This window comes from Eisenibacter elegans DSM 3317 (genome assembly GCF_000430505.1).
Taxonomy (GTDB): domain Bacteria; phylum Bacteroidota; class Bacteroidia; order Cytophagales; family Microscillaceae; genus Eisenibacter; species Eisenibacter elegans.
Window position 1 is genome coordinate 672241 of the sequence record NZ_KE387152.1, and the last position, 21019, is coordinate 693259.

General features: G+C 46.7%; 23 protein-coding genes. 11 read left to right on the plus strand and 12 right to left on the minus strand.

Annotated elements, in window-relative coordinates; all coding sequences use genetic code 11:
* The first annotated feature begins 156 nt into the window (after nt 1-156).
* Nucleotides 157-915, plus strand: coding sequence for a 7-carboxy-7-deazaguanine synthase QueE (locus tag G499_RS0113200; protein WP_051296240.1), 759 nt, complete (start codon nt 157-159; stop codon nt 913-915).
* Between the two features lie 42 nt (nt 916-957).
* Here the strand turns inward: G499_RS0113200 and G499_RS0113205 are convergent, their stop codons facing one another.
* The 6 genes from G499_RS0113205 to G499_RS0113225 all read right to left on the minus strand — a co-directional run bounded on the left by G499_RS0113205 (nt 958) and on the right by G499_RS0113225 (nt 4489).
* Nucleotides 958-1884 carry a ribonuclease Z gene (locus G499_RS0113205; RefSeq protein ID WP_035727376.1) on the minus strand — a complete coding sequence of 309 codons (927 nt, stop codon included), beginning with the start codon at nt 1882-1884 and terminating at the stop codon, nt 958-960.
* A 68-nt stretch (nt 1885-1952) separates the two neighbouring features.
* Nucleotides 1953-2345, minus strand: coding sequence for an STAS domain-containing protein (locus G499_RS0113210; RefSeq protein ID WP_027000344.1), 393 nt, complete (start codon nt 2343-2345; stop codon nt 1953-1955).
* A 19-nt stretch (nt 2346-2364) separates the two neighbouring features.
* Complete coding sequence (locus G499_RS0113215) at nt 2365-3303, minus strand: phosphoribosylaminoimidazolesuccinocarboxamide synthase (RefSeq protein WP_027000345.1); 939 nt, start codon at nt 3301-3303, stop codon at nt 2365-2367.
* A gap of 140 nt (nt 3304-3443) precedes the next feature.
* Nucleotides 3444-3662, minus strand: a complete 219-nt coding sequence (locus G499_RS22560) for a carboxylesterase family protein (protein ID WP_425387256.1) — start codon at nt 3660-3662, stop codon at nt 3444-3446.
* Nucleotides 3572-3787: a hypothetical protein gene (locus G499_RS22335; protein ID WP_245576741.1), complete on the minus strand. Its 216-nt coding sequence runs from the start codon at nt 3785-3787 to the stop codon at nt 3572-3574. Before G499_RS22335 ends, G499_RS22560 begins: the two co-directional genes overlap by 91 nt.
* A gap of 228 nt (nt 3788-4015) precedes the next feature.
* Nucleotides 4016-4489 carry a nuclear transport factor 2 family protein gene (locus G499_RS0113225; RefSeq protein WP_027000346.1) on the minus strand — a complete coding sequence of 158 codons (474 nt, stop codon included), beginning with the start codon at nt 4487-4489 and terminating at the stop codon, nt 4016-4018.
* 252 nt (nt 4490-4741) lie between these two features.
* Here G499_RS0113225 and G499_RS0113230 point away from each other — a divergent pair, with 252 nt between their 5' ends.
* Nucleotides 4742-5755, plus strand: coding sequence for a hypothetical protein (locus tag G499_RS0113230; RefSeq protein ID WP_161627753.1), 1014 nt, complete (start codon nt 4742-4744; stop codon nt 5753-5755).
* Between the two features lie 106 nt (nt 5756-5861).
* Here the strand turns inward: G499_RS0113230 and G499_RS19990 are convergent, their stop codons facing one another.
* Nucleotides 5862-6467 (minus strand): peroxiredoxin family protein, encoded by a 606-nt coding sequence (locus G499_RS19990; protein ID WP_081413795.1) that lies wholly within the window; start codon nt 6465-6467, stop codon nt 5862-5864.
* Nucleotides 6468-6711: 244 nt separating this feature from the next.
* Between G499_RS19990 and G499_RS19995 the strand changes: the two genes are divergently transcribed.
* Nucleotides 6712-7014: an ankyrin repeat domain-containing protein gene (locus tag G499_RS19995; RefSeq protein WP_051296241.1), complete on the plus strand. Its 303-nt coding sequence runs from the start codon at nt 6712-6714 to the stop codon at nt 7012-7014.
* Nucleotides 7015-7201: 187 nt separating this feature from the next.
* Here the strand turns inward: G499_RS19995 and G499_RS0113245 are convergent, their stop codons facing one another.
* Nucleotides 7202-7969, minus strand: coding sequence for a glycosyltransferase family 2 protein (locus G499_RS0113245; RefSeq protein ID WP_027000348.1), 768 nt, complete (start codon nt 7967-7969; stop codon nt 7202-7204).
* Nucleotides 7970-8016: 47 nt separating this feature from the next.
* A complete protein-coding gene (locus tag G499_RS0113250; protein WP_027000349.1) occupies nt 8017-9921 on the minus strand; it encodes a SpoIIE family protein phosphatase in 1905 nt (634 codons plus the stop codon).
* A 300-nt stretch (nt 9922-10221) separates the two neighbouring features.
* Here G499_RS0113250 and G499_RS20000 point away from each other — a divergent pair, with 300 nt between their 5' ends.
* Nucleotides 10222-11274 (plus strand): PhoH family protein, encoded by a 1053-nt coding sequence (locus G499_RS20000; RefSeq protein ID WP_081413796.1) that lies wholly within the window; start codon nt 10222-10224, stop codon nt 11272-11274.
* Nucleotides 11275-11509: 235 nt separating this feature from the next.
* Here G499_RS20000 and yihA read toward each other — a convergent pair whose 3' ends face one another.
* The 3 genes from yihA to G499_RS0113275 all read right to left on the minus strand — a co-directional run bounded on the left by yihA (nt 11510) and on the right by G499_RS0113275 (nt 15487).
* A complete protein-coding gene (gene yihA, locus G499_RS0113265) occupies nt 11510-12121 on the minus strand; it encodes a ribosome biogenesis GTP-binding protein YihA/YsxC (RefSeq protein WP_027000350.1) in 612 nt (203 codons plus the stop codon).
* Nucleotides 12122-12218: 97 nt separating this feature from the next.
* Nucleotides 12219-14732: an ATP-dependent Clp protease ATP-binding subunit gene (locus G499_RS0113270; RefSeq protein ID WP_027000351.1), complete on the minus strand. Its 2514-nt coding sequence runs from the start codon at nt 14730-14732 to the stop codon at nt 12219-12221.
* Between the two features lie 77 nt (nt 14733-14809).
* Nucleotides 14810-15487, minus strand: coding sequence for a WbqC family protein (locus G499_RS0113275; protein WP_027000352.1), 678 nt, complete (start codon nt 15485-15487; stop codon nt 14810-14812).
* Between the two features lie 142 nt (nt 15488-15629).
* On the opposite strand from G499_RS0113275, the gene G499_RS20005 reads away from it, so the two are divergent.
* From G499_RS20005 to G499_RS0113310, 7 genes are all read left to right on the plus strand, one after another.
* A complete protein-coding gene (locus G499_RS20005; RefSeq protein ID WP_051296242.1) occupies nt 15630-16517 on the plus strand; it encodes a lysophospholipid acyltransferase family protein in 888 nt (295 codons plus the stop codon).
* A gap of 158 nt (nt 16518-16675) precedes the next feature.
* On the plus strand, nt 16676-17317 hold the full coding sequence (locus G499_RS21235) for a peptidoglycan-binding domain-containing protein (protein WP_051296243.1): 642 nt from the start codon (nt 16676-16678) through the stop codon (nt 17315-17317).
* Nucleotides 17318-17363: 46 nt separating this feature from the next.
* On the plus strand, nt 17364-17705 hold the full coding sequence (locus tag G499_RS0113290) for a hypothetical protein (RefSeq protein ID WP_027000353.1): 342 nt from the start codon (nt 17364-17366) through the stop codon (nt 17703-17705).
* Between the two features lie 22 nt (nt 17706-17727).
* Nucleotides 17728-18459, plus strand: coding sequence for a hypothetical protein (locus G499_RS0113295; protein ID WP_027000354.1), 732 nt, complete (start codon nt 17728-17730; stop codon nt 18457-18459).
* A 13-nt stretch (nt 18460-18472) separates the two neighbouring features.
* The gene (locus G499_RS0113300; protein WP_027000355.1) at nt 18473-19285 is read left to right on the plus strand and encodes a hypothetical protein; all 813 of its coding nucleotides are present in this window, start codon (nt 18473-18475) and stop codon (nt 19283-19285) included.
* A complete protein-coding gene (locus G499_RS0113305; protein ID WP_027000356.1) occupies nt 19269-19757 on the plus strand; it encodes a Rab family GTPase in 489 nt (162 codons plus the stop codon). Before G499_RS0113300 ends, G499_RS0113305 begins: the two co-directional genes overlap by 17 nt.
* Complete coding sequence (locus G499_RS0113310) at nt 19758-20975, plus strand: PP2C family protein-serine/threonine phosphatase (protein WP_027000357.1); 1218 nt, start codon at nt 19758-19760, stop codon at nt 20973-20975.
* Nucleotides 20976-21019 lie beyond the last annotated feature (44 nt).

Sequence of the window (21019 nt, forward strand, 5' to 3'; positions counted from 1 at the left end):
CATACGCATTCAAGCATTATTTGTTGCTGAAAGCAACTTTTTTGTTTATGTCAATGGTTATCATATCGATAAAACACGCTCCCTACTCATAACAGCGTCTTTACCTGCTAAATTTGCTAAATTTGCGTGCTTTTCGCTACGCTTTACCCATTTGTTATGACCACTAAGCTCAAACTGGCGCGCCTCAACGACGGCCCTGAGATATTCTATACCATTCAAGGAGAAGGCAAAAACCTAGGGTTTCCTTCTATTTTTGTGAGGCTTTCGCTTTGCAATCTCTATTGTGTATGGTGTGATACTGACTATACCTGGAATTGGCAACACACCCCATATCCACACTTGCGCGATACAGAGCCAGGCTATCAGAAATATGACAAAGCCCAACATATCGTGATGATGGAGGTGGAGGCGCTGATGGAGGCTGTTGGGCAGCATCCTTGCAAACATGTCGTCATTACTGGAGGAGAGCCGCTAGTCCAACACAAGGCGCTATTACCTTTTGCGCAGCGCCTAAAAAGCGAAGGCTATTTTATAGAATACGAAACCAATGGCACCATCATCCCCAATGAAGCATTAGATATATACAGCGACCAATATAATGTCTCTATCAAGTTGAGCAATGCGGGGGTGTTGACAGAAGAGCGTATTAGACCAGAGGCCATCAGTTTTTTTGCGCAGTCATCAAAATCATACTTTAAGTTTGTGGTAGATTCTCCCCAAGATCTGAGCGAAGTCCTAGATTTGGTACAAAATTATGATATCCCTTCGGATAAGGTATACCTGATGCCCCAAGGGACAAGCCAAGCACTATTGCGCCAAAAACAGCAATGGCTGGTAGCATTGTGCAAAGAGCAGGGTTTCCGCTACACCGACCGGCTACACATTCATATTTATGGAGACAAGCGCGGGGTCTGAGTAAGCCTGTAGCACAGCCATCAAACGGAGCAAGCGGGCTTTTTAGCCTACAGCTTGGCTATCAATATGATAAGTGTGCCCTTCGACACTAGCATAGCTTTCAGCAAAAATACGTCTAGCTTCGGCCTCAAAGGCGGCTGCAGGCTTTTCGTAACGCACCGAAAAATGCCCCATCAACAAACGTTTTACCTGCGCATCGTGGGCTACTTGTGCGGCTTGTTGGGCTGTGCTATGCAGGGTGGCTAGGGCTTTGTCGAGGTCTTGGTGCAAAAAAGTGGTCTCGTGGTAGAGCAGGTCTACCCCGTGCAGGTATGGGGTTATGGCTTCGTCAGGCATTGTATCGCTACAATAAGCATAACTGCGGGCCAGAAATTTGTAGGTATATTGGTCAACGCGCAGGGGTTTGCCTAGTGTATCAGTGGTATCCTGTCCTTGTTTGAGTGCCAGTATTTGAGCTTTCCCAAGCGTAGGCCCCAGCATCTCTTTTCGGAGGTTGTAGCGAATATCGGGGCGCTCCCGTACCACAAATCCAGTACAATCGATACGGTGTTTGAGCGGAAAAGACTGCACACTAAACGAGGGAGTTTCTACCAAATAGCAAGGGCTATCCGCCGGAATAGGGCTGAAGTGTAAGGCATAATTGAGAATAGTCTGTGAAGCTTTGAGCTGTAGACGGATGATTTCATCAAGAGCACGTGGTGCATAGAGGTATACTGGGGTCTTGCGCCCTTGCAGATGCCAAGAGGAGAGCAGCCCCATCAGCCCCCAGTAGTGGTCGCCGTGGAGGTGTGAGATGAAAATATGGCTGATTTTTTGGGATTTGATACCATAGCGCATCATTTGAATCTGCGTTGCCTCTCCACAATCGATAAGCAAATGCTGATTGTCGAGTTGAATATACTGTGCGCTGGGGTTGCTTTGGTGGGTAGGAGTGGCTGCGCCATTACCCAAAATTGTGATTTCAAACATAAGCAAAAAACAGTCCTAGCTACGAGGGCTTGCCGGAACGCCAGGCCCGACAAGCCTCGGCTAGAGGGCTATTCGTCTTCTACATCTTCTTGGCCGGCGCGCAAGTCATTCTCCAGCTCTGTCATAAAAATATGTTCTACCGCCTCTTCGACAGTAGGCAGTAAGGTAAGCACTTTTTCAAGCTGAGAGATTTTGATGAGCTTCATCACGTGGTCGGTGAGGGCCGCCAAAATCAAGCTCCCGCCTGCATCAGAGCAGAGGCGGTTGGCAATCAACAATGCGCTTAGGCCTGAAGAATCCACATATTTTACTTCGCTTAGGTCGAGCACAAGATTGCGCATTCCTTCGGCATTGAGGGAGATAAACGTGGCTTTTACCTCAGGAGAGACAGTAGCATCAAGTCTTTCTTCGTGAAACTTGAGCAAGATGTATTTGGGTTCTTTGTCTATAGAATATTTCATTCGAGCAAAGCGTTTTTGTTTAGGAGTTTAAATATGTATTTATCTGTTGGGCAATAGCATCTGTGTTGGCCGTTTGGGGCACAAAAGCCTGTCCGGTAAGCTGTTCGTAGAGCTGGATATAGGCCTGTGAAATCTGCAAGGCCCATTCTTCTGTCATTTCAGGGATTTGCTGCCCGGCCAAGCCCTGAAAGCCTTGGCTCATCAGCCATTTGCGCACCATTTCTTTGGAGCGTTGGGGCTGCGCTTCTCCTCGCTCTTGGCGTTGGGCAAAGCCATCGGCATCAAAGTAGCGAGAGGAATCAGGAGTATGTATTTCATCGATAAGGTAAATCTTGCCATCAAAGATACCAAATTCATATTTGGTATCCGCCAAAATCAACCCTTTTTCAGCGGCAATTGTTGTCCCTCGGGCAAAAAGCTGGCGGGTATATTGGGCGATGATTTCGTATTGTTCGGGGGTGAGCAGGCCGCGAGAGAGGAGCTCCTCGGTGCTGATATCTTCATCGTGATTGCCTTGGGCGGCCTTGGTACTGGGGGTGAGGATAGGCTCGGGCAAGGCGTCGTTTTCGCGAAGGCCTTCAGGGAGTTTGTTGCCATTGAACACGCGCTGCCCTTGGGCATAGGCACGCCAAGCGCTGCCCGCAAGGTAGCCTCGGATAATCATCTCGACCGGAAGCGCTTCACAGCGCCTACCAACGGCCACATTGGCGTGAGGAACAGCCGTAATCCAATGTGGTACTTCGGGGGTTTGTTGCATAAAATAATATGACAACAAGTTGAGCACCTGTCCTTTGTAAGGAATAGCTCTGGGTAGTACCACATCAAAAGCCGACAAACGATCGGTGGATACTACTACCAACTGATGCTCAAAATAATATACGTCGCGTACTTTGCCTTGGTAGCGTGCTTTGAGGCTGGGAAAAGAAAAGTCTGTTTGGGTAATCACCGCAGTGCTCATAAAAGGGATGGCTTGGCTTGTGAAATACCTACAAAGGTATAAAAAGTTTCGACTTAGACATTGGTTTTTGTTTTTTTTGGCTAAGTGCAGTCTTAGTTGCTCCCAGCTTCAAAGGTTGTGGCGCATACCCCGAAACAATTTCAGGAGTCTACACAACTAAAGCATTGGAGTTGATTTGCAAAACGCTTGTACTTTGCTCCAAAATAATATTGACGATAATCAGGTTTTGCCGCGCCAGAAGTATAAGAGCCCCCGTGTATCCAAACCATCACAGGCAGCGGGGCAGTACTGTTGGTTCTGGGAAGGGTGATAGACAGCTCTTGACAGTGCTCATCTTGGCCAATGGAGGGCTTCCCAATACTTTTTCGAGAAACGGAACACCAGCTTGTGGGCAGGCTGCCGCCCACTGTTGAGCCAGTATGGGCGATGGACTGGGAGCAACGGGCTCCAGAGCCTGAAACCGCTCCGCACGAGCATAGGGCACACCGGTTACCCGAATAACTTGCCCGTCATATCAACCAATAATCTCGCCTGCTGGGGTGATAAATGTAGGGGAAGTATCCTTGTTTGACATAGTAGTATGAGAGGGTTGGGCGAAAACTGTTGCTGCCATACAAGAGATTATGACAGCCATAGCAAGCTGTTTGGTCATAGTGATTTTTGGTTTATATGGCTTATCAGAGGCAGGAAGACATCGGTTGGCTGCTGTTCGTTAAGCCTTCGTCTCGGCCATAAACTTTTGCAACCCTTGATTTACTGCACCCTTTACTTTGTTTTTGAAAGCGGGAGTCCAACCCATCAAAAGCCCCATCGGTCCGAAAGCCTGCCGTGCCCATCGCCAAAAATCAAAAGTATCAATATGATTGTATACCTTTCCATCCTTGAATAAAAACCGGGCTTTGATTCGGTTATGTACCTTCTTGCCTGTGCGCGAAAAGGTGTACCTGGCCTCCCACTCTGCCGAGCCTTCTGTGTCTGTGGCGTGGATATTTTGGCAGGTAACCACAAAGTCAGCCGTAGCGTTTTTGCAAAGCATCTGCCACATGGCTTTCAGCTCTGCGCCTCTTAGCTCAAAAATAGCATCTTTGAAGTAGGCATTATCTGTGTATAGATTGGCCATTTGCTGTGCATCTCTTTGCTGAAGGTGATGATAAAAATCTTTGATTTTTTGTTCGTTAGGGTGCATAATATTCCTGTTTTGTTGACAACGCCTACAACAGCCTGTGTCCACAACTTGGCGTTTGTTGAATTACGCTGAAATTTGGCTTATTTTGTGTTGAAAATCTAATGTTACACCATGATTTTGTTGCGAATGTAGGAATGTAGGAGGGTTCTTGGCAATCGATGCGCTGATACTTTGTCAAAAACAAAAGCTTCCATTATACGTATAGCTTCGCGATATTTGCACACATATTTATCCCAATATTCCCTTACATTTATGTTACACATGTACCGTTCATTATGTGTAGGCTTGCTGGCTTACGGCTTCACAGTCAGTGTGGTGTCTGCCCAATATGAAGACCAGACCTTCGCCTCTCCTACAGGCAAGTACGAAGCAGTAATCAGCCCTGTGGGCTCGGCCATGATAGAGGACTATGAAATGCCGTTGCACCGCATCACAGTATATGAGAAATCTTCCAAAAAAGTGGTTTTCAGCACCAAGGACGCATTTCCTGAAGCAGATGGACGCTTTGATTTCCGCTTTGGCTTTCAAGATTATACCAACAATGACAACCCTTGGTCACAAGAAGACATGTTGTTGATTCAACAGCAGTCGGCCTCTATGTCGCCTATTCCTGATGAAGAAGAGGGGATGCCATCGTATCTCATAGACCTCAAGGCTCGGAAACATTATCAGATGCCAATGCCTTTGTTTGTAGAAACTATTAATAATATTGGAGTCAAACTACGCAATGGCACAAGCCCAGTATTTACTTACGAGGCTCAGGAGCCATTCGTCTATGTTACCCGTTTTGACGACCGGATACTTGAGGTCATCATGGCAGGCGATATCTTTGCACTTAAAGTACAAGTGCTAAAAAATGGCAGCCCGCTAGCTCACTACCATCAGATGATTTATCACAGTGAGTTTGCCCTTTGTGTTGGTAGTCTGAGCATACACGAACGCCAAAGCGACAAGGAAATCATTCGTTTAGAAGAGTCTCTTTATGGAGAATGGATTAGCCCTACTGTCGTGTTTGCTATTTGGGGCTGTATGGATTTTGGAGGCTATTATCTTTTTGATGTTGCTGCCAAAAAAGCCTATCCTTTTAGTGGTGATTTGACAGATTACTTGCTCAATAACCTTGATTATGAGCAGCCTAGCCCTTTCACATTCTTCTACCCTGAAGTAAAGTATAAGGTAGCCAAAGGTAGTAGCTACCACGGTGATAGAACCGGAGATGTAGTTACCGAAATCACCATCGGAGGGGTTACCTATAAGGCCAAGTAACCCTAGGTTTTCTTGGTTCGGCATTCGCTTTTTTGATATAAAAGTTGACAGACTTCCCAAGCTCAAACTTGGATAGTCTGTCAATGATTTTTTTGCTGGATATTGGCTATAAAGCTTTTAGCAGATTTTCATTGCTTAGACGCTCTTTATAATTGGCATCGCTGTGTGAGAAAATCACTTTTCCTGTTTTATCCACTACCAATACCGTAGGTACAGGCAACACCTCTGTAACTTTGCCTTTGCTATTGGCGGCAATATATGCTTTAGCGCCTCCGGGGGTTTTGAATCCGATGCCTAATGCGGTAATCAGTGTCGCCCCTGAGTCGCTGTAGATTTGGTAGTTAAGCTGGTTTTTGTCTAAGGTTTTGGGCAAATTTTCGAGATTATCAGGGCTGATAGCCAGTATTTGGTAGCCCCGGGCTACAATCTCTTCGTTAATTTCGGCCAACCCTGAGAGCTGTTTGTTGCAATAAGGACACCAACCCCCACGGTAGAACACCAACACGCTACCTTGCTGCTTCACCAAGTCGTGTGTATTGATTTGCTTGCCCTCGCTATCAGTGAGCGGCAAGTTTGGAATGATTGTCCCTAGAGCAACAGGCTTTACCTCTTCGGCATCTTTGTGAACCATTTGTGCTTCCGCACTACCTAGTGTGAGGGTAAATGCAATCCAAGAAAACATCAGGCTAATTTTAAGTTGATTGAGATTCATTTGTTTTTTAGTTTGTGGAGAAATTATCTGTTTTACAAAGGTAGCAGCCTTTGCGCTGCCGCTTGTAGTCCCAAATACCTGAACAGTAACCGATTTTTCCTGAGTTAGCACCTAATAGATAAATCAGCCATATGGATAAAGATGCGCAATATCATCAAGGGTATTGCTTTTATTTTGCCTTTTTCATACGTATTACTACCTTTAGCGTTATTTAATCAATATCTCAAAACAAAATAGTGCTATTATGTCAGCTGGAGCTAATTGGAAAGAAATGTTTATGGCCGCCCAAAATGGCGATGAGGCCTTGGTAAACTACCATCTCAAGTCAGGAGTAGACCCCAACTACCAACACCCCGAAATACTGTGTACGCCGCTTGTGGTAGCTGCCGAAAACGGCCACCTTGAAATTGTCAAACTATTGCTGGGCAATGGTGCACAGCCAGAACTAGCCTCTTTGTTTGAGGGGACAACTCCTCTGCAAGCTGCGCGCCTCTTTGGGCAAAAACACATCGTAACTTACCTTACTGCCCAAGGCATTGAGTGTTGATAGCCAGCAGCCATAGGGTGAAGCTATTGTATCAGATTCAAAATCTTAGGGTTTGAAATGAGCTCATCCTGATTAACAGAAAAATGAAAAAATACGGCTGTAGACCCCGAAAAGATGCACAACAGTGCGTCTTTTCAGTGTTGGAAAATACCCAGTAGTTTAGGCCACAAGGCCACTGCTTATTGGGCTAATACCCTTTTCGTCTTTTGGCAATAAACCAAGCACCGCGCAGGGCGATGCGTAGGTGATTCCAGAGCGTGGGAAGTAGGCCGAAGTGTTTTTGTAAAATCTTGAATCGGTCTGTGAGGGAGCGTTTGAGGTGCTTTCTCGAAAAGCCGCCTTGTAGGTAGACAGCCAGCACCTGTTGGGTGTGAGTGGCGCTTTGGGCTTGTTTTAGGCATTGGATGACCCAGTCGAGGTCGGCGCTGTAGGGGTGGGTGTGCCAGTCGTAGCTAGGGGCGATGCTCCTTTGGGCGATAAATGCCTGATGGCAGACGACCATGCCCCGTGCCATACTCCGCCAACTGAGTTGTGGCGGCAGCCTGTGTGGGGTAACCTCGCTGCGCAGCCCCATATATTCTTCACTCAGGGTGCGGTATTCGGTATCGCCATAATAGACCTCTGCCCAAGGGGCTTGGGCAAAAATGCGGCTGAGTGTATCGGGGGCGAAGATACGGTCGCCGGCATTGATAAACCAGACGTAATCGCCTTTGGCGGCGGCAAGGCCTTTGTTCATGGCATCGTACAGGCCTTTGTCAGGCTCACTCACCCAATAGGCCAAGTGCTCAGCATAGCGGCGGATGATGTCAGTGGTGCCGTCGCGGGAGCCGCCATCGATGATAAGGTACTCGATGTGGGGGTATGTTTGTGCCAACACACTTTCGATGGTGCGCTCTAGTAGGCTTTCGGCTTGGTACGTAACCGTGATGATAGAGATAAGGGGCGGTGTGGTCATAGTGCAAAGGTACACAAGCACCTAAGTTTACACAAAAGCTGACTGATTTAACGCAGCCGTATGCCTACGATGGTCGCATCGTCGCGTTGGGCGTGTTCGCCCATAAACTCATTGAGGCAGGCGCGTAGCTTGGCCTCCTGCTCCGGCAAAGGCAGGGTGTAATGATCTAGCGCAAACTGTTTCAGGCGTTTGAGACCAAACTTCTGTCGATATTGCCCACCGGGCTGGTCAAGAATACCATCGCTGAAGAGATACAAAATATCTCCCGCTTCTAAAACGAGGGTTTGGTTTTCGTAAGGCTTATAAATTTGGCGCTCGTTTTGGATATGGCCTCCACCTACAGCGCGTTTTACACCCTTCAGATAATGCATGTCTCCGTTTTGGGTGATGACAAGCAGGGGGCGTTTGGCTCCGCAGAAAGTAACCTGTCGGCGTGTCTGGTCTAGTTCTTCAATCATACAAAGGCAGACTTCCATCGCGTCGTTGTTCTTATATTTGTCTTGGTTGAGCTCTGCCATTACTTCAATGTGCATGGCTTCGAGCATCAGGGCGGGGTCGTCGAGCGGATTTTCGCTCAGAAGTTGGTTGAAGAGCACCGTGCCGATGATACTCATAAATGCGCCGGGCACGCCGTGACCGGTACAGTCTACCGCAGCGATAAAGCTTTTGTGATTGTGTCGTTTGAACCAATAGAAGTCGCCCGAAACCACATCCTGTGGCTCATAAATCAGCATTACTTCTTGGAAATAGGCTTGCAACTCCCTTCTTTCGGGCAAGATAGCCTGCTGCATGCGTTGTGCGTAGCGCAGGCTGGCCATTGTCTGTTCTTGTTTTCGTTCTAAGCGCTGGCTTTTTTTCTCTAGCTCCTGAAGTGTTTCGCGTACAGTGCGCAGCATCTTATTAAAGTCCTTGGAAAGCCGCCCAATCTCATCCTGTGAGTAGACGTGGTGAAAGTCTACCCCTTCGGCAAACTTGCTCTGTACGACTACACGAATAGAACTAGAAAGGCGTTGGATAGGATTGCTGATGAGCCTAGTGATATAGATGGCAAAAAAAACAATCAGCAACATCGAAAAGACCATCACCCCCCAGAGTGTAATCTGTTGTCGGCGGCGCAGCACCTGCGTCTGTTGGGCAACCTCTCCATAGAGTCGTTTGACCAATGTATCAATCTTGGCAGCTTCTTGTGCCAACTCTCCGCGCAGCCCGCTTTGCGAACTAAAACCTATCTGTTCTTCGAGGCGTACGAGGTTGGTGAATTTCTCTTGATAAATAGCCAAAAGTTTGTAAGCGTAGCGCTTGTCGGCGGCTTCTAGCCCGATACTGGTGATTTGTGTTTTGAGGTCTTCGAGTGTTTGTGCGAGTTTTTTGGGGTATTGCAAATCTTTTCGCAGGATAAAATCCTTCTCGTGGCGACGCAGGGTGAGCAATAGCCCCTTGTCGAAGGGGTAAGGAGAGTTTTCGAGTTCGTGGATGGCACGACGCATTTCGCCTTCGGTACCAAAGTCTTTGAACCCGCGTTGTTTGGTGAGGCTAACCAACTGGTCAAAAATCTGCTCGTAGTGGTTATAGGCGTGCCTGGTTGAATCCACATCCTGTGGGAGCGTGCCCTCTTGTAGCTCAGGGGTGCGTGAGACTTGTATGAGCAAATCTTGCACCTCCTGAGTCAGTAGGCGGTGTCGGTCGAGGTATGGACTGGCGCCGGTCTGATAAAACGCAGGGTTGATGGTCTCATCAGCAAAAAAGCCATACTCCAGCTTGTCAATCTCTTGTGTTTTGATTTTGAGAGTATTGAGCCGCTCACTAATACTGAGCACATAGTCTTTGCGCGCCTCCAACCACAAAACGGCTGCCATCAACAAGACCGTAATCAGTAAGAATATTGAAAAAGAAAAAAGCAGCTTGTCACGGATAGACGCATTGAGCAAGCGATGCCGGAGGGCAGCAAACATAATCAATCAATTAGGGCGCAAATTAATATAGGAGCGACAAAATCCCCCAAGCTTTAGATGATGTTTGGGTTATCAAATTGTGTGCAAACCAATGGCGCATTGATGTTATGTTTTTGTTATCCTGATGTCTGGCAGGGCTTTTACACACAACATTTTTGCATCGTTTTTGCTTTTCAAAAAAAATAAGTACCTTTCCAACACACAACCAAACCCGCACTTAGTACGTACTTCATCGGTATAACTAAAGCGCTCAAACCAACTGCTAAATTGACAAATGTTTTACCAAGCTCCCCTCCGCTTTTGATAGAAAAAGTAATCCAACTAGAAAATGTTTCCCTTGTTGATTTTCTCGGAGTAGAAAACAGCAACATCAAAGAAGTGGCGGCAGCCTTTCCTTCGAGCAAGATTGTTTCGCGTGGCAATGAGTTGCGTATCCAAGGCAGCACCCCCGAAATCATCAAGATCAACGAGATTATCCATTCCTTGCTCCAACATTATCATAAGTACGGCAAAGTAACCCAAGAAAATGTCAGTGCTTTCTTACGCGAGGAGGAAATCAAAGCCTTACAAGAAGGTCATCAACATGTATTGGTATATGGGACTAAAGGAACGGCCATCAAGCCCAAAACACCCAACCAACTGACCTTAGTAGAGACATCACTCACACACGACCTCGTGTTTGCCCTAGGCCCCGCCGGAACAGGCAAAACCTATATCTCAGTAGCCTTGGCTGTGCGAGCGCTCAAGAACAAAGATGTTAAGAAAATTATCATTACCCGACCTGCGGTAGAGGCTGGCGAAAATTTAGGGTTTCTGCCCGGAGATCTTAAAGAAAAAGTAGACCCCTACCTGCGCCCTATTTATGATGCACTCGACGATATGATTCCGAGCGAAAAGCTCAAACACTATCTCGAAACGCGCATCATCGAAATAGCTCCCTTGGCCTATATGCGTGGCCGTACATTACACAATGCGTTTATTTTGTTGGATGAGGCTCAAAACACTACCCCTATGCAGCTCAAGATGTTCTTGACACGGATGGGGCCTGAGTCTAAGGTGATTGTTACGGGGGATGTATCTCAAATTGACTTGCCCAAACGCCAAAAATCTGGATTGGTAGAGGCAATGGATATTCTGAGAAATGTCCAAGGCATTGGCTTTGTCGAGCTAGCTGCCGTTGATGTGGTGCGCCATAAGCTAGTCAAACGCATCATCAATGCCTATGATCGCTATGAGTTTCAAAAAGACCAAACACGGTTTGACTACAAACCCAGCCCCGAAGCTCCTACAGATAGTGAGCAGACCTCGCCTGCCGATAATCCCGCACCCCGCCCCGACGAACCGCAAAACTAGGACATTCCCTAATAAAGACCTTCACCCACTGGCGAGGGTCTTTTATACCCAATCAAAATTGGTTTGGGAAATGTGTCCGCTGAAAATCCTTGATAATCAAGAAAATCAAATCCTGCAAATCCCCAAATCCTGCAAATCTTGGTATAAACTCCTGTAGCCGAGCGGGTATTTCCTCCAACAGACCTAGATTTTTCGCCACCAAGCAGTATTGATTTTACGCAAACAGGGGGCGGTTTTATTTTGTGTTATTTTTTATCTCTTTGTTGATAAACTCAATATATTGGAGGATTTCGGCACAACCTTCTTGGGTAATGGCAGAGGTTACGAATTGCATAGGGAGTTCTTCCCATTTCTGACGCATCACCCTGTTATACAACGCAATACTAGATGCTGTTTTATTCTTTGATTGTTTATCAGCCTTCGTAAATACCATCACAAAAGGTACTTGTACTTCGCCCAGCCACTGCAAAAACTCTAAATCGATAGGCTGTGGGGGCAGCCGTGAATCAATCAATACAAACACGCACTGCAACTGCTCGCGGTTGAGCAGATACTCACTAATCATTTCGGTAAATTTATGCCGTTGCTCTTTGCTTACCTTGGCAAAGCCATAGCCTGGCAAATCGACCAAAAACCATTCCTCGTTGATGATAAAGTGGTTGATAAGTTGTGTTTTGCCGGGGCGTTGAGAGGTTTTAGCTAGCTTGCTATGCCCTGTGATGGCGTTGATGAGTGAGGACTTTCCTACGTTGGAGCGCCCTATGAAAGCAAACTCAGGGAGTTTTTCGGAGGGGCACTTTCGATGGTCGGTATTACTGATGACAAATTTTGCGCTACTTACGGCCATAATATGGAGGGTTTTAGGGGAAAGAATATCAAAACGAAAAAAGGATTTTGCGGCAGTATCCTGCCACAAAATCCTGATAATAAGCCTTTTGGCGATTTTATGCCTTGGCCTTAGAAAGCGAAAGTACCAGTTGGTCTCCTTCGCCGGTATAGTCTGCGTGAATGGTATCGCCTTCAGCAATATCTCCTTTCAAGATTTCCTCGGCGATTGGGTCTTCGAGGTATTTCTGAATGGCACGCGACAAGGGGCGAGCTCCATATTGCGGGTCATATCCTTTGTCAGAGAGGAAGTCTTTGGCTTTCTCGGTGAGCGTAACGATATAACCTAGAGTTTGGATGCGGGCAAACACTTTTTCGAGCATCAGGTCAATGATTTGGTGAATGTGCTCACGATTCAGTGAGTTGAATACAATCACATCATCCAAGCGATTCAAGAACTCTGGCGAGAAGGCCTTGCGCAAGGCACTCTGGATAGTGCTCTTCATTAGCTCACCTTCGGCATCTTGGCGCGATTGGGTGGCAAAACCTACCCCTGCACCGAAGTCTTTCAGGTCGCGTACTCCGATGTTGGAAGTCATGATGATGACCGTGTTTTTGAAGTCTACACGGCGACCTAGGCCATCTGTCAAGATGCCGTCGTCCAGTACTTGTAGCAAAATATTGAACACGTCGGGGTGCGCTTTTTCGATTTCATCCAACAAGATTACACTGTAGGGCTTGCGGCGGATTTTCTCGGTCAGCTGACCTCCTTCTTCGTAACCTACGTATCCCGGAGGCGCTCCCACGAGGCGCGATACGGAGAACTTCTCCATATACTCACTCATATCGATACGTACTAGAGCATCTTCTTTGTCGAAGAGGTATTCGGCCAATTTTTTGGCCAATTCTGTTTTACCTACCCCTGTTGGACCAAGGAATACAAAGGAGCCGATGGGTTTTTTGGGGTCTTTCAAGCCCACGCGAGTACGTTGGATGGCTTTAACCAGCTTGAGCACTGCTTCATCTTGTCCAATAACCTTGCCTTTAAGGGCTTCTCCCATTTTGAGGATTTTATCCCCCTCTTTGGTGGCAATACGTTGGGTAGGGATACCGGTCATCATCGCTACTACTTCGGCTACGTTATCTTCCGACACGGTGTAACGCTTCTTCTTGGTTTCTTCTTCCCAATTTTGCTTGGCTACTTCAAGGTCTTGTTGTAGGCGTTTTTCCTTGTCGCGCAGTTGCGCGGCTTCTTCATACTTTTGGTTGCGTACGACTTGGTTTTTCTCACGCTTGATTTCCTCGATACGTTCTTCGAGCTGTAAGATTTCTTCAGGCACTTGAATATTGCTGATGTGTACGCGAGCGCCAGCCTCATCGAGTACGTCGATTGCCTTATCAGGCAGGAAGCGGTCGCTGATATAGCGATCAGAGAGCTTTACGCAAGCCGCCAGCGCTTCGTCGGTATAGTTGACGTGGTGGTGGTCTTGGTATTTGTCTTTGATATTGTTCAAAATTTCGAGTGTTTCTTCAGGCGTAGTAGCATCTACCATCACCACTTGGAAGCGGCGTGCCAAGGCGCCATCTTTCTCGATGTATTGGCGGTATTCGTCGAGTGTTGTAGCGCCAATGCATTGGATTTCGCCGCGAGCCAGCGCAGGCTTGAACATATTGGAGGCATCGAGAGAGCCTGAAGCTCCACCAGCGCCTACAATAGTATGTAGTTCATCGATGAAAAGAATCACCTCAGGTGATTTTTCGAGCTCGTTCATCACAGCCTTCATACGTTCTTCAAACTGGCCACGGTATTTGGTACCAGCTACAAGCGAGGCAAGATCAAGCGTAACGACACGTTTGCCAAAGAGCACGCGGGATACTTTTTTCTGAACGATACGTAGCGCCAAGCCTTCGGCGATAGCTGTTTTACCAACACCAGGCTCACCTATCAAGATAGGGTTATTTTTCTTGCGGCGGCTCAAGATTTGGGCCACACGCTCAATTTCCTTCTCACGCCCTACGATGGGGTCAAGTTTGTTGGCTTCGGCCAACTTAGTGAGATCGCGACCAAAATTATCGAGCACTGGGGTGCGTGATTTTTCGGAAGAGGCCGAAGAAGAACGAGGAGAGCCGGTGCCGCCTCCAAACATCGATTTTTCTTCGTCGTTTTCATCTGTGTCGGCATTCATAGGCTGATTGCCGGTGCGTTGATCGAGCATATCTTTGATGGTATCGTAGTTGATGTCATACTGATGCAGGATTTGTGTTGCGATACTGTCATCATCCCTAAGGATAGACAGCAGCAAATGCTCTGTACCAATGAGCTGACTTTTGAATATTTTGGCTTCTAAATAAGTGATTCTCAGTACCTTTTCAGATTGTTTAGTTAAGGGGATATTAGCCAAATTTTTGACATTTCCTTTGGCTGTTTTGCGGGTAGCCTCTTCGATGGTGTTACGCAAGTCATCGAGCGTAACGCCCAGCTTTTTGAGCAGTCCCACAGCAATCCCTTCTCCTTCCCTGATGATACCCAGAAGCAAGTGTTCTGTGCCAATGTAGTCGTGGCCCAAGCGAAGCGCTTCTTCACGACTTAAGGAAATAACTTCCTTCACTCTGTTTGAAAATTTTGCTTCCATATGTATATCAAATAAACAGTTGTTTCTCTTGAGTGGCTGGTTTAATTAAGCAACGATAGTAAATAATAAGGACAATCTCAAATTAATTGCTGCAAAAGGTGTGTTTTGTTGAAATTTTGTTGCAGGTAGCTGCGCGCTTCTACTCCACAACAAAACAAGAGGTCTAGTATACTTAAATTAGGTACAAATTCCTCAAAAGGTTTGCCAAAGACTTGCAGATAAGGTTTTGTGTCATTTTGTCTGCCGGGGGCATATCCCTTTTTGGGGTGTATTAGGTCTCGTAGGTCTTGCTCAGAGGGAGGTAAATCTGCCTGAGCCTGATATTGTGTGCTTTTTTGAGGGGTTTGGCTGGCGCCAAGTATTTGCAGACAAGTTGTCAGTAGTGCCCAGTTAAAATCAGCGAGCAGGTCATATTGTTGGGCGTATATAGGGGTGAAATAATCGGCATAATGTTCAAAATAAGGAGCTTTGCGGTAGGCAGTGACGATGCTTCGCCAATGAATTTGTTGCCAACGCTGGCTATTATCAATCATCACCTGACACATCGCTTGCTTGTGTTGGCTGTTGCCTTTGATGATAGGTATGGAGAGTGGTACAATACCTTGGCTACTAAGGATATAACAACGATTGCGGTAGCTTTGTTTTTGATAGTGTTCGTGAATATCGACCTTTACTTTGTCGGGGGCAGCCATACAAACGGCCATATAGGCCAAGCAGGGGGCGTATTGTAGGTCTATTAAATACTTTTCAGGCATTCAGAGAGAGTTGTTTGTTTTCATGTGTACGCAACTTTACGCCAAAAGGTCTGACCAGTTGGCTGCGAATTTATTGGCGAAGATAGCACAAACAGCCGCAAGTTTGTATCTTTGCAGCAAGGCATAACTATGTTTATACGCAATGTGGCTGTTAAAGTTGCTTTCTTTATTCCCTACTAGGGTACTTTATATTTTTTCAGACCTACTCTTTTTGTTGCTATACTACATTGTGCGGTATCGTTATAAAACTGTGCGTCAGAATATTAGCCAGTCTTTTCCTGAGAAGAGCGAGGCCGAGCACCGGCAGATTATTCGGCAGTGGTACACCCAATTTTGTGATTTAATTTTTGAGACCGTCCGCCTGATGAGCATCAGCCGCGCAGAGTTGCAACGGCGCGTTCAGTTCAAAAATCTAGATTTACTGACTTCTAAGATAGCCCACGGCCAATCTGTATTGGCACTGACTACCCACCATTGTAACTGGGAGTGGCTCCTCAACGCCACGGCTGCCTCGGTATCTTTTCCGATAGATGCGGTATATAAGCCGCTATCCAACCCCCTTGGCGCGTCATTTATGCAACAAATTCGGGGGCGTTTTGGCGCTTCGCCCGTAGCGATGAATATGGTCTTGCGTGAGATTATCCGCCGCAAAGGCCACGAACAACATGTGGTGGCGATGGTGGCGGATCAGCGGCCTTTCGGCAATTTACCAGAACATTATTATTGGGCAGATTTTTTGGGAAGGGAAACAGCCTTCTATATAGGTGCAGAGAAGATCGCTCGCAAGACCAATTTTCCTGTACTTTTTATCGGGATGCGCCCCGGCGCAAAACGCGGCCATTATGAGGTGTTTTTTGAAGAAATTGCCCTCCCGCCATATCATGAGTATTATCCCAATGCCATACTAGACAAATACATTGCCCTAAGCGAGGAGCTCATCCGTCAATACCCTGCCAACTACCTTTGGTCTCACGACCGCTGGCGCGACCAACGGCCCTGGCATCAAACATCTGCCGCCCATTCTGAATAACAAACGCCGACAAAGTATCTCAAAAAAGTTGTGATGTTGTCGAAGATTTGCGTATTTTCAAGCCCGAAAATAATAGCATCATTCTTGCATCAACATATTTCACATTACTTATCTGTCGTCGAGCCACGACGCTCTAGCGATACAACAACTAACTCACTATGAAACGGCTATCGATAGTTTTACTTATCGCTATAAATGCGTATATTGCGTTTAACCAATACCTAAGCTATAGGCGATACAACCCCCCCACCAATTACCATTATCCTATAGCCCCCGAAGACTCTATCGATGTTCATTACCACCGCCCCGAAGCTGTAACCGAATATTATCGTGTGGCCAATGAGGCTGGGGTATTTGCCCGCAAAGTATGGTTCAATGATGGCATTGATGTGCTCTTTCCTGATGAACGTGATGAGCAAAGCCTAATGGCCAGTACCTATTATAACCAACTCATCAGCCAAGCTCGGGAGTTAGAAGCCCGCCTCCGAGCCTCCAAAAAACTCAAAAAAGCCAAGTATGACAACGAGGCCATTGCTTTTATAGAAGAAAAAGGTATCGCTCAAGACGAGTACATGATGTATAAGGCCGTACAAGAGCGCCCCTTGAGTAAAGGAGATACTTCGGCAGTTGTTTGGAAAGTACAGGGGATTCTCATAAAATTGGGCTATGATATTCCACATGACGGCCTTTTTATCGAAATTACAGAAGATGCAGTCAAAAAATTTCAAAAAAGCCGCAAATTGTTAGCCTCTGGCAAAGTAGACGAAATGACGATGCGAGAGCTACTGAAACACCAATAACCCCTTTATATTCAAACACTTACCCACACAAATAACCCCCAAAACTATGAGCAACGGCAGTAACTACGCAGACGAAATGTACAAAAATAGACTCGAAGAGGTCAAGAATTTGCTTTTCGGGCAAAACATCGAAAACTATGAGGAGCAAATTCAACAGATTCAACAAAATATCAACCAAAGCCAGCAGGTATTGCTTGCCAAAATTGAAGAAGTGAAAAACGAGCTGTTGCAAGCCCTCAAAGAAACACAAACCAATATGGGTGAGCGCCTCAAAGCACTTGAAGAAGCAGCACAAGCTGAGCTTGAGCGCCAAGACAAAGCCCATGTGAGCAAACAAGCCCTTAGTGCTTCTTTGGAAAATATTTCTAAAACCTTGCTCAACAACTAAATAAAACAACGCCCCCAACCTCATGGAAGATCAAGAAAAAAACGAACCCACCAACCCTAGCCCTCAAGCCGAGCAGCAAGCCCAAGAGCCTGCTACTGCCAAACAGGCTACTATGGATGCTTCTAAGATAGATGCCTTCCGAGAGCTGATTATAGGGCCCGAGAAGCGTGAAATGCAAACCCAAATCCAAGGAATGAAGGAGCTTTTCACAGCCATGCTTATCGAAAACCGTAAGGAGTATGATACGCAAGTAGGCGAGATGAAGCAGATTTTTGTAGAGGCGCTGGAGCAAAACCGCAAGGTGTTTCAGGAGCAAATGCAAGAACTCTACGACAAGCTCCCCCGTATGATACAAGGAGCTTCTCAGCAGAGTACTGCCGAAGCCGCCATGCAGCATATTCTACTGACAGAGCTAACCCAACAGGCCGCGCCCGCAGCCCAGCAAGGACTCTCGCGCCTAGATGCAGTCAAAGAGCTGATTGCAGGCCAACAGATGAAAGACATCGATAAGCGCCTCCTCAAAGCTCAACAGGAAATAGGACAGGTAACCGATGCCACCCATCAGGCCTTACTCTCGATGACCCAGACCCTCAGCGAGGAAATCCGCCAAATGGAAGAGGAATTTACCCAAAAAATGCATCAAACTGTAGAGCGTATCAGCGCCAAACTGCACCAGAACGACCAAAAGCAAGCCGACAAGGCTACGGCGGCTCAGTGGATAGCAGAAGTGGCACAGAAAATAACCCAAGCCTAATACCACCCCTCTTATGGAGTCACAAGCCCAAGAAGATGAAGTACTGAAGCAGTTGCGCGAACTCTTGCTGGCTGATGAATTGCAGCAGAGGGAAGAACTGCGCCAAGAGTTGGAAACAATCAAGGCGCAGCTAGACCCTTTGGTGGCTCAAAAGGTAGAATCGCTTACCAATAAATTGCTCGAACTGTCGGAGCCGGTCATTAGCCAAAAAGTCCATAGTGAACTGATGCAAGCGCAAGATACCATCGCACACGCAATCCAGCCTATGCTGGGGCGTATGGTCAGCAGCTACATCAAACGTGAGCTAGAACGCCTCTCGGATAATATCGACCAGCGCCTCGAACGGGCATTCTCTCTAAAAAATATCTTCAAACAATTCTCCGCTTTGTGGGAAGGAGTCAGCTACCGCGATGTGTTGTTACAAGAAAGCAACAAAGCCCGCGTAGAAGAGGTATATGTCATCAACCAAGCGTCAGGGCTTTTGGTGGGTAAATACTCCACCGGAGATACCATAGACCAAGACCTGATAGCCGGCATGCTTACGGCTATTAAAGCCTTTATTGAAGACGCATTCAAGCAAAAAGGTGGCTCCTTGGATATGATAGAATATGGCTCACTCAAAATCATTCTCCATAATTACTACCGCTTTTATATCGCAGTAGTGGTGTCTGGAGTGGTCAACTCGGCCACCAAAAATGGATTGATAGAGTATATGAACGTCTTTGCTGAAAAATTCCTCTCCCAACCACCGGAGATGATCAGTGAAGAAGATATTGGACAAAAATTAGCACAATATTTCGGAAAACTCCATGCAGCAAATCAGTAAAAAAGTTATTTTAGTCGGGCACTTCGGCGTGGGAAAGTCCTCACTAGTGCGTCAGTTTGTTTATCAAAAATTCTCTGATGAGTATCTTACTACCTTGGGAGTAAAGATTGATAAAAAGCTCGTCGAGTTTGCTGCCCATACCGTCAACATGATTATCTGGGATGTGGCCGGAGAGGTTACCCAGAAAAAAGTACCAACTTCGTATTATCTCGGAGCGCATGGTATTATTTATGTGTTTGATTTGAGCCGCTCGTCTACCTTCCAAAATGTGAAAGAAGATATTGATTACCTTCGGAAAATGCTGCCACAGGCGCATTTCTGTGTGGTAGGCAATAAACGCGATTTGGTCAAGGATGAAGATATCGCTGAAGTAAAACAGAGCTTCCCGCTAGAGATTAATTTTTTGACCAGTGCGCGCACTGGCGAACACGTAGAAGAGATGTTTCGATACATTGCAGAACAAATGACCTAGATGGAGCAAGCCAAGCAATATTTGCTTCAGTACAAAGATTTGCATCAGCCCCAAATCCAGTTTGTACTCCTCAATACCGAAGGCCACGTGGTAGCCAGCGATGACGCTATTGTGTCGCTAAAAGACTATCAAACGCGCTCGGTATTTGGAGCGCTTAGCTTCTTTGAGCACCTTGCGCCTATCATACAAGCGTTGCAGCCACAAGATCAGCCGATTGTTTTCCCAAGGCTCGAAATTTCAATTTTGGGAACAGAGGGGGTCTTTGACTTTATTTTTGAGGCATTTAGCCCCCAAGAGGGAGTACCACCGCTACTTGCCTGGCGGATAGAACAAAGCCAATACCACAACCAGTACCTCTATAAGGTACAACAAGAGCGCAACGAGTCGTTGATAGGCAACGACCAAGTACAACAAGAGCGCAAACGTGTCAAAAAGCTGCAAGCAGCCTTTGAACAAATACAGACACAATACCAACGGGTTCAGTCGCGCCGCTCACACTCCAGCCGCTACTTGTATGAGCTCCAGCAGTTTTTGTTTACCCAACAAATTCAAGGAGTTCGGGCTTTTTTTCAAGATTGTGGCGCAGTCCTTTCTCCTAAAGACGAAGTATCGGCAGATTTCGTGTGGTTTTATCCACAAGGGCGGCATATTTGTGTGGTCTTTGGCGATATGTCGGGCATAGAAGCCGAGGCTTTGTACCAGACAATGGTCATCCAGCGTACCCTAGGGGATCTCATCAACAGCCATACTCCCAATGATTGTGAGGGCTTGTTATCGGCTCTTATCGCCTCCGAAACGCTCAAACAAGCTGATATAGCCCTAGACCGGTTTTTTAAGGTGGCGGTGTTATCATTGGATTTGCAAACTCAGGTGCTCAGATATGCCGCCATCAAGCAGGATGCGTTGTTTGTGCAAGCCGACGGAGCCGTCCACCAACTTAGTCCGACACACAATCACCAAGGCCAATTGCTGGAGCAGGCTGTGTCTCTACAATACCAAAGCGGTGCGCAAATCTACCTACTGTCTGACGGGTACTCCCAGCAAATAGGTGAAAGCAGCAATACCAAGTGGGGCGAAAAACGCATCCAACAGCTGTTACAACCTTCGGCAGCAAGCCTGCAAACGCAGGCGCAGGCATTCCAGAAAGCTTTTGACGAATGGCGTGGCAGCTACCCTCAAACGGATGATGCTACCTTTTTGGCACTCAAGCTGGCCTGATGCATTTGGGTATGGTAGCCGTCTTTTTCTGATTTAATCTTACC

Excerpts from the sequence above, each read along its gene's own strand:
- G499_RS0113275 (WP_027000352.1), bottom strand. The coding sequence starts at position 15,487 with ATGCCTGAAAAGTATTTAATAGACCTACAATACGCCCCCTGCTTGGCC.
- G499_RS0113225 (WP_027000346.1), bottom strand. The coding sequence starts at position 4,489 with ATGCACCCTAACGAACAAAAAATCAAAGATTTTTATCATCACCTTCAG.
- G499_RS0113300 (WP_027000355.1), top strand. The coding sequence starts at position 18,473 with ATGGAGTCACAAGCCCAAGAAGATGAAGTACTGAAGCAGTTGCGCGAA.
- G499_RS21235 (WP_051296243.1), top strand. The coding sequence starts at position 16,676 with ATGAAACGGCTATCGATAGTTTTACTTATCGCTATAAATGCGTATATT.
- G499_RS0113230 (WP_161627753.1), top strand. The coding sequence starts at position 4,742 with ATGTTACACATGTACCGTTCATTATGTGTAGGCTTGCTGGCTTACGGC.
- G499_RS0113215 (WP_027000345.1), bottom strand. The coding sequence starts at position 3,303 with ATGAGCACTGCGGTGATTACCCAAACAGACTTTTCTTTTCCCAGCCTC.
- G499_RS0113245 (WP_027000348.1), bottom strand. The coding sequence starts at position 7,969 with ATGACCACACCGCCCCTTATCTCTATCATCACGGTTACGTACCAAGCC.
- G499_RS0113310 (WP_027000357.1), top strand. The coding sequence starts at position 19,758 with ATGGAGCAAGCCAAGCAATATTTGCTTCAGTACAAAGATTTGCATCAG.
- G499_RS0113305 (WP_027000356.1), top strand. The coding sequence starts at position 19,269 with ATGCAGCAAATCAGTAAAAAAGTTATTTTAGTCGGGCACTTCGGCGTG.
- G499_RS0113270 (WP_027000351.1), bottom strand. The coding sequence starts at position 14,732 with ATGGAAGCAAAATTTTCAAACAGAGTGAAGGAAGTTATTTCCTTAAGT.
- G499_RS0113210 (WP_027000344.1), bottom strand. The coding sequence starts at position 2,345 with ATGAAATATTCTATAGACAAAGAACCCAAATACATCTTGCTCAAGTTT.
- G499_RS20005 (WP_051296242.1), top strand. The coding sequence starts at position 15,630 with ATGTGGCTGTTAAAGTTGCTTTCTTTATTCCCTACTAGGGTACTTTAT.
- G499_RS0113200 (WP_051296240.1), top strand. The coding sequence starts at position 157 with ATGACCACTAAGCTCAAACTGGCGCGCCTCAACGACGGCCCTGAGATA.
- G499_RS0113290 (WP_027000353.1), top strand. The coding sequence starts at position 17,364 with ATGAGCAACGGCAGTAACTACGCAGACGAAATGTACAAAAATAGACTC.
- yihA (WP_027000350.1), bottom strand. The coding sequence starts at position 12,121 with ATGGCCGTAAGTAGCGCAAAATTTGTCATCAGTAATACCGACCATCGA.
- G499_RS0113205 (WP_035727376.1), bottom strand. The coding sequence starts at position 1,884 with ATGTTTGAAATCACAATTTTGGGTAATGGCGCAGCCACTCCTACCCAC.
- G499_RS0113250 (WP_027000349.1), bottom strand. The coding sequence starts at position 9,921 with ATGTTTGCTGCCCTCCGGCATCGCTTGCTCAATGCGTCTATCCGTGAC.
- G499_RS0113295 (WP_027000354.1), top strand. The coding sequence starts at position 17,728 with ATGGAAGATCAAGAAAAAAACGAACCCACCAACCCTAGCCCTCAAGCC.
- G499_RS19990 (WP_081413795.1), bottom strand. The coding sequence starts at position 6,467 with ATGAATCTCAATCAACTTAAAATTAGCCTGATGTTTTCTTGGATTGCA.
- G499_RS19995 (WP_051296241.1), top strand. The coding sequence starts at position 6,712 with ATGTCAGCTGGAGCTAATTGGAAAGAAATGTTTATGGCCGCCCAAAAT.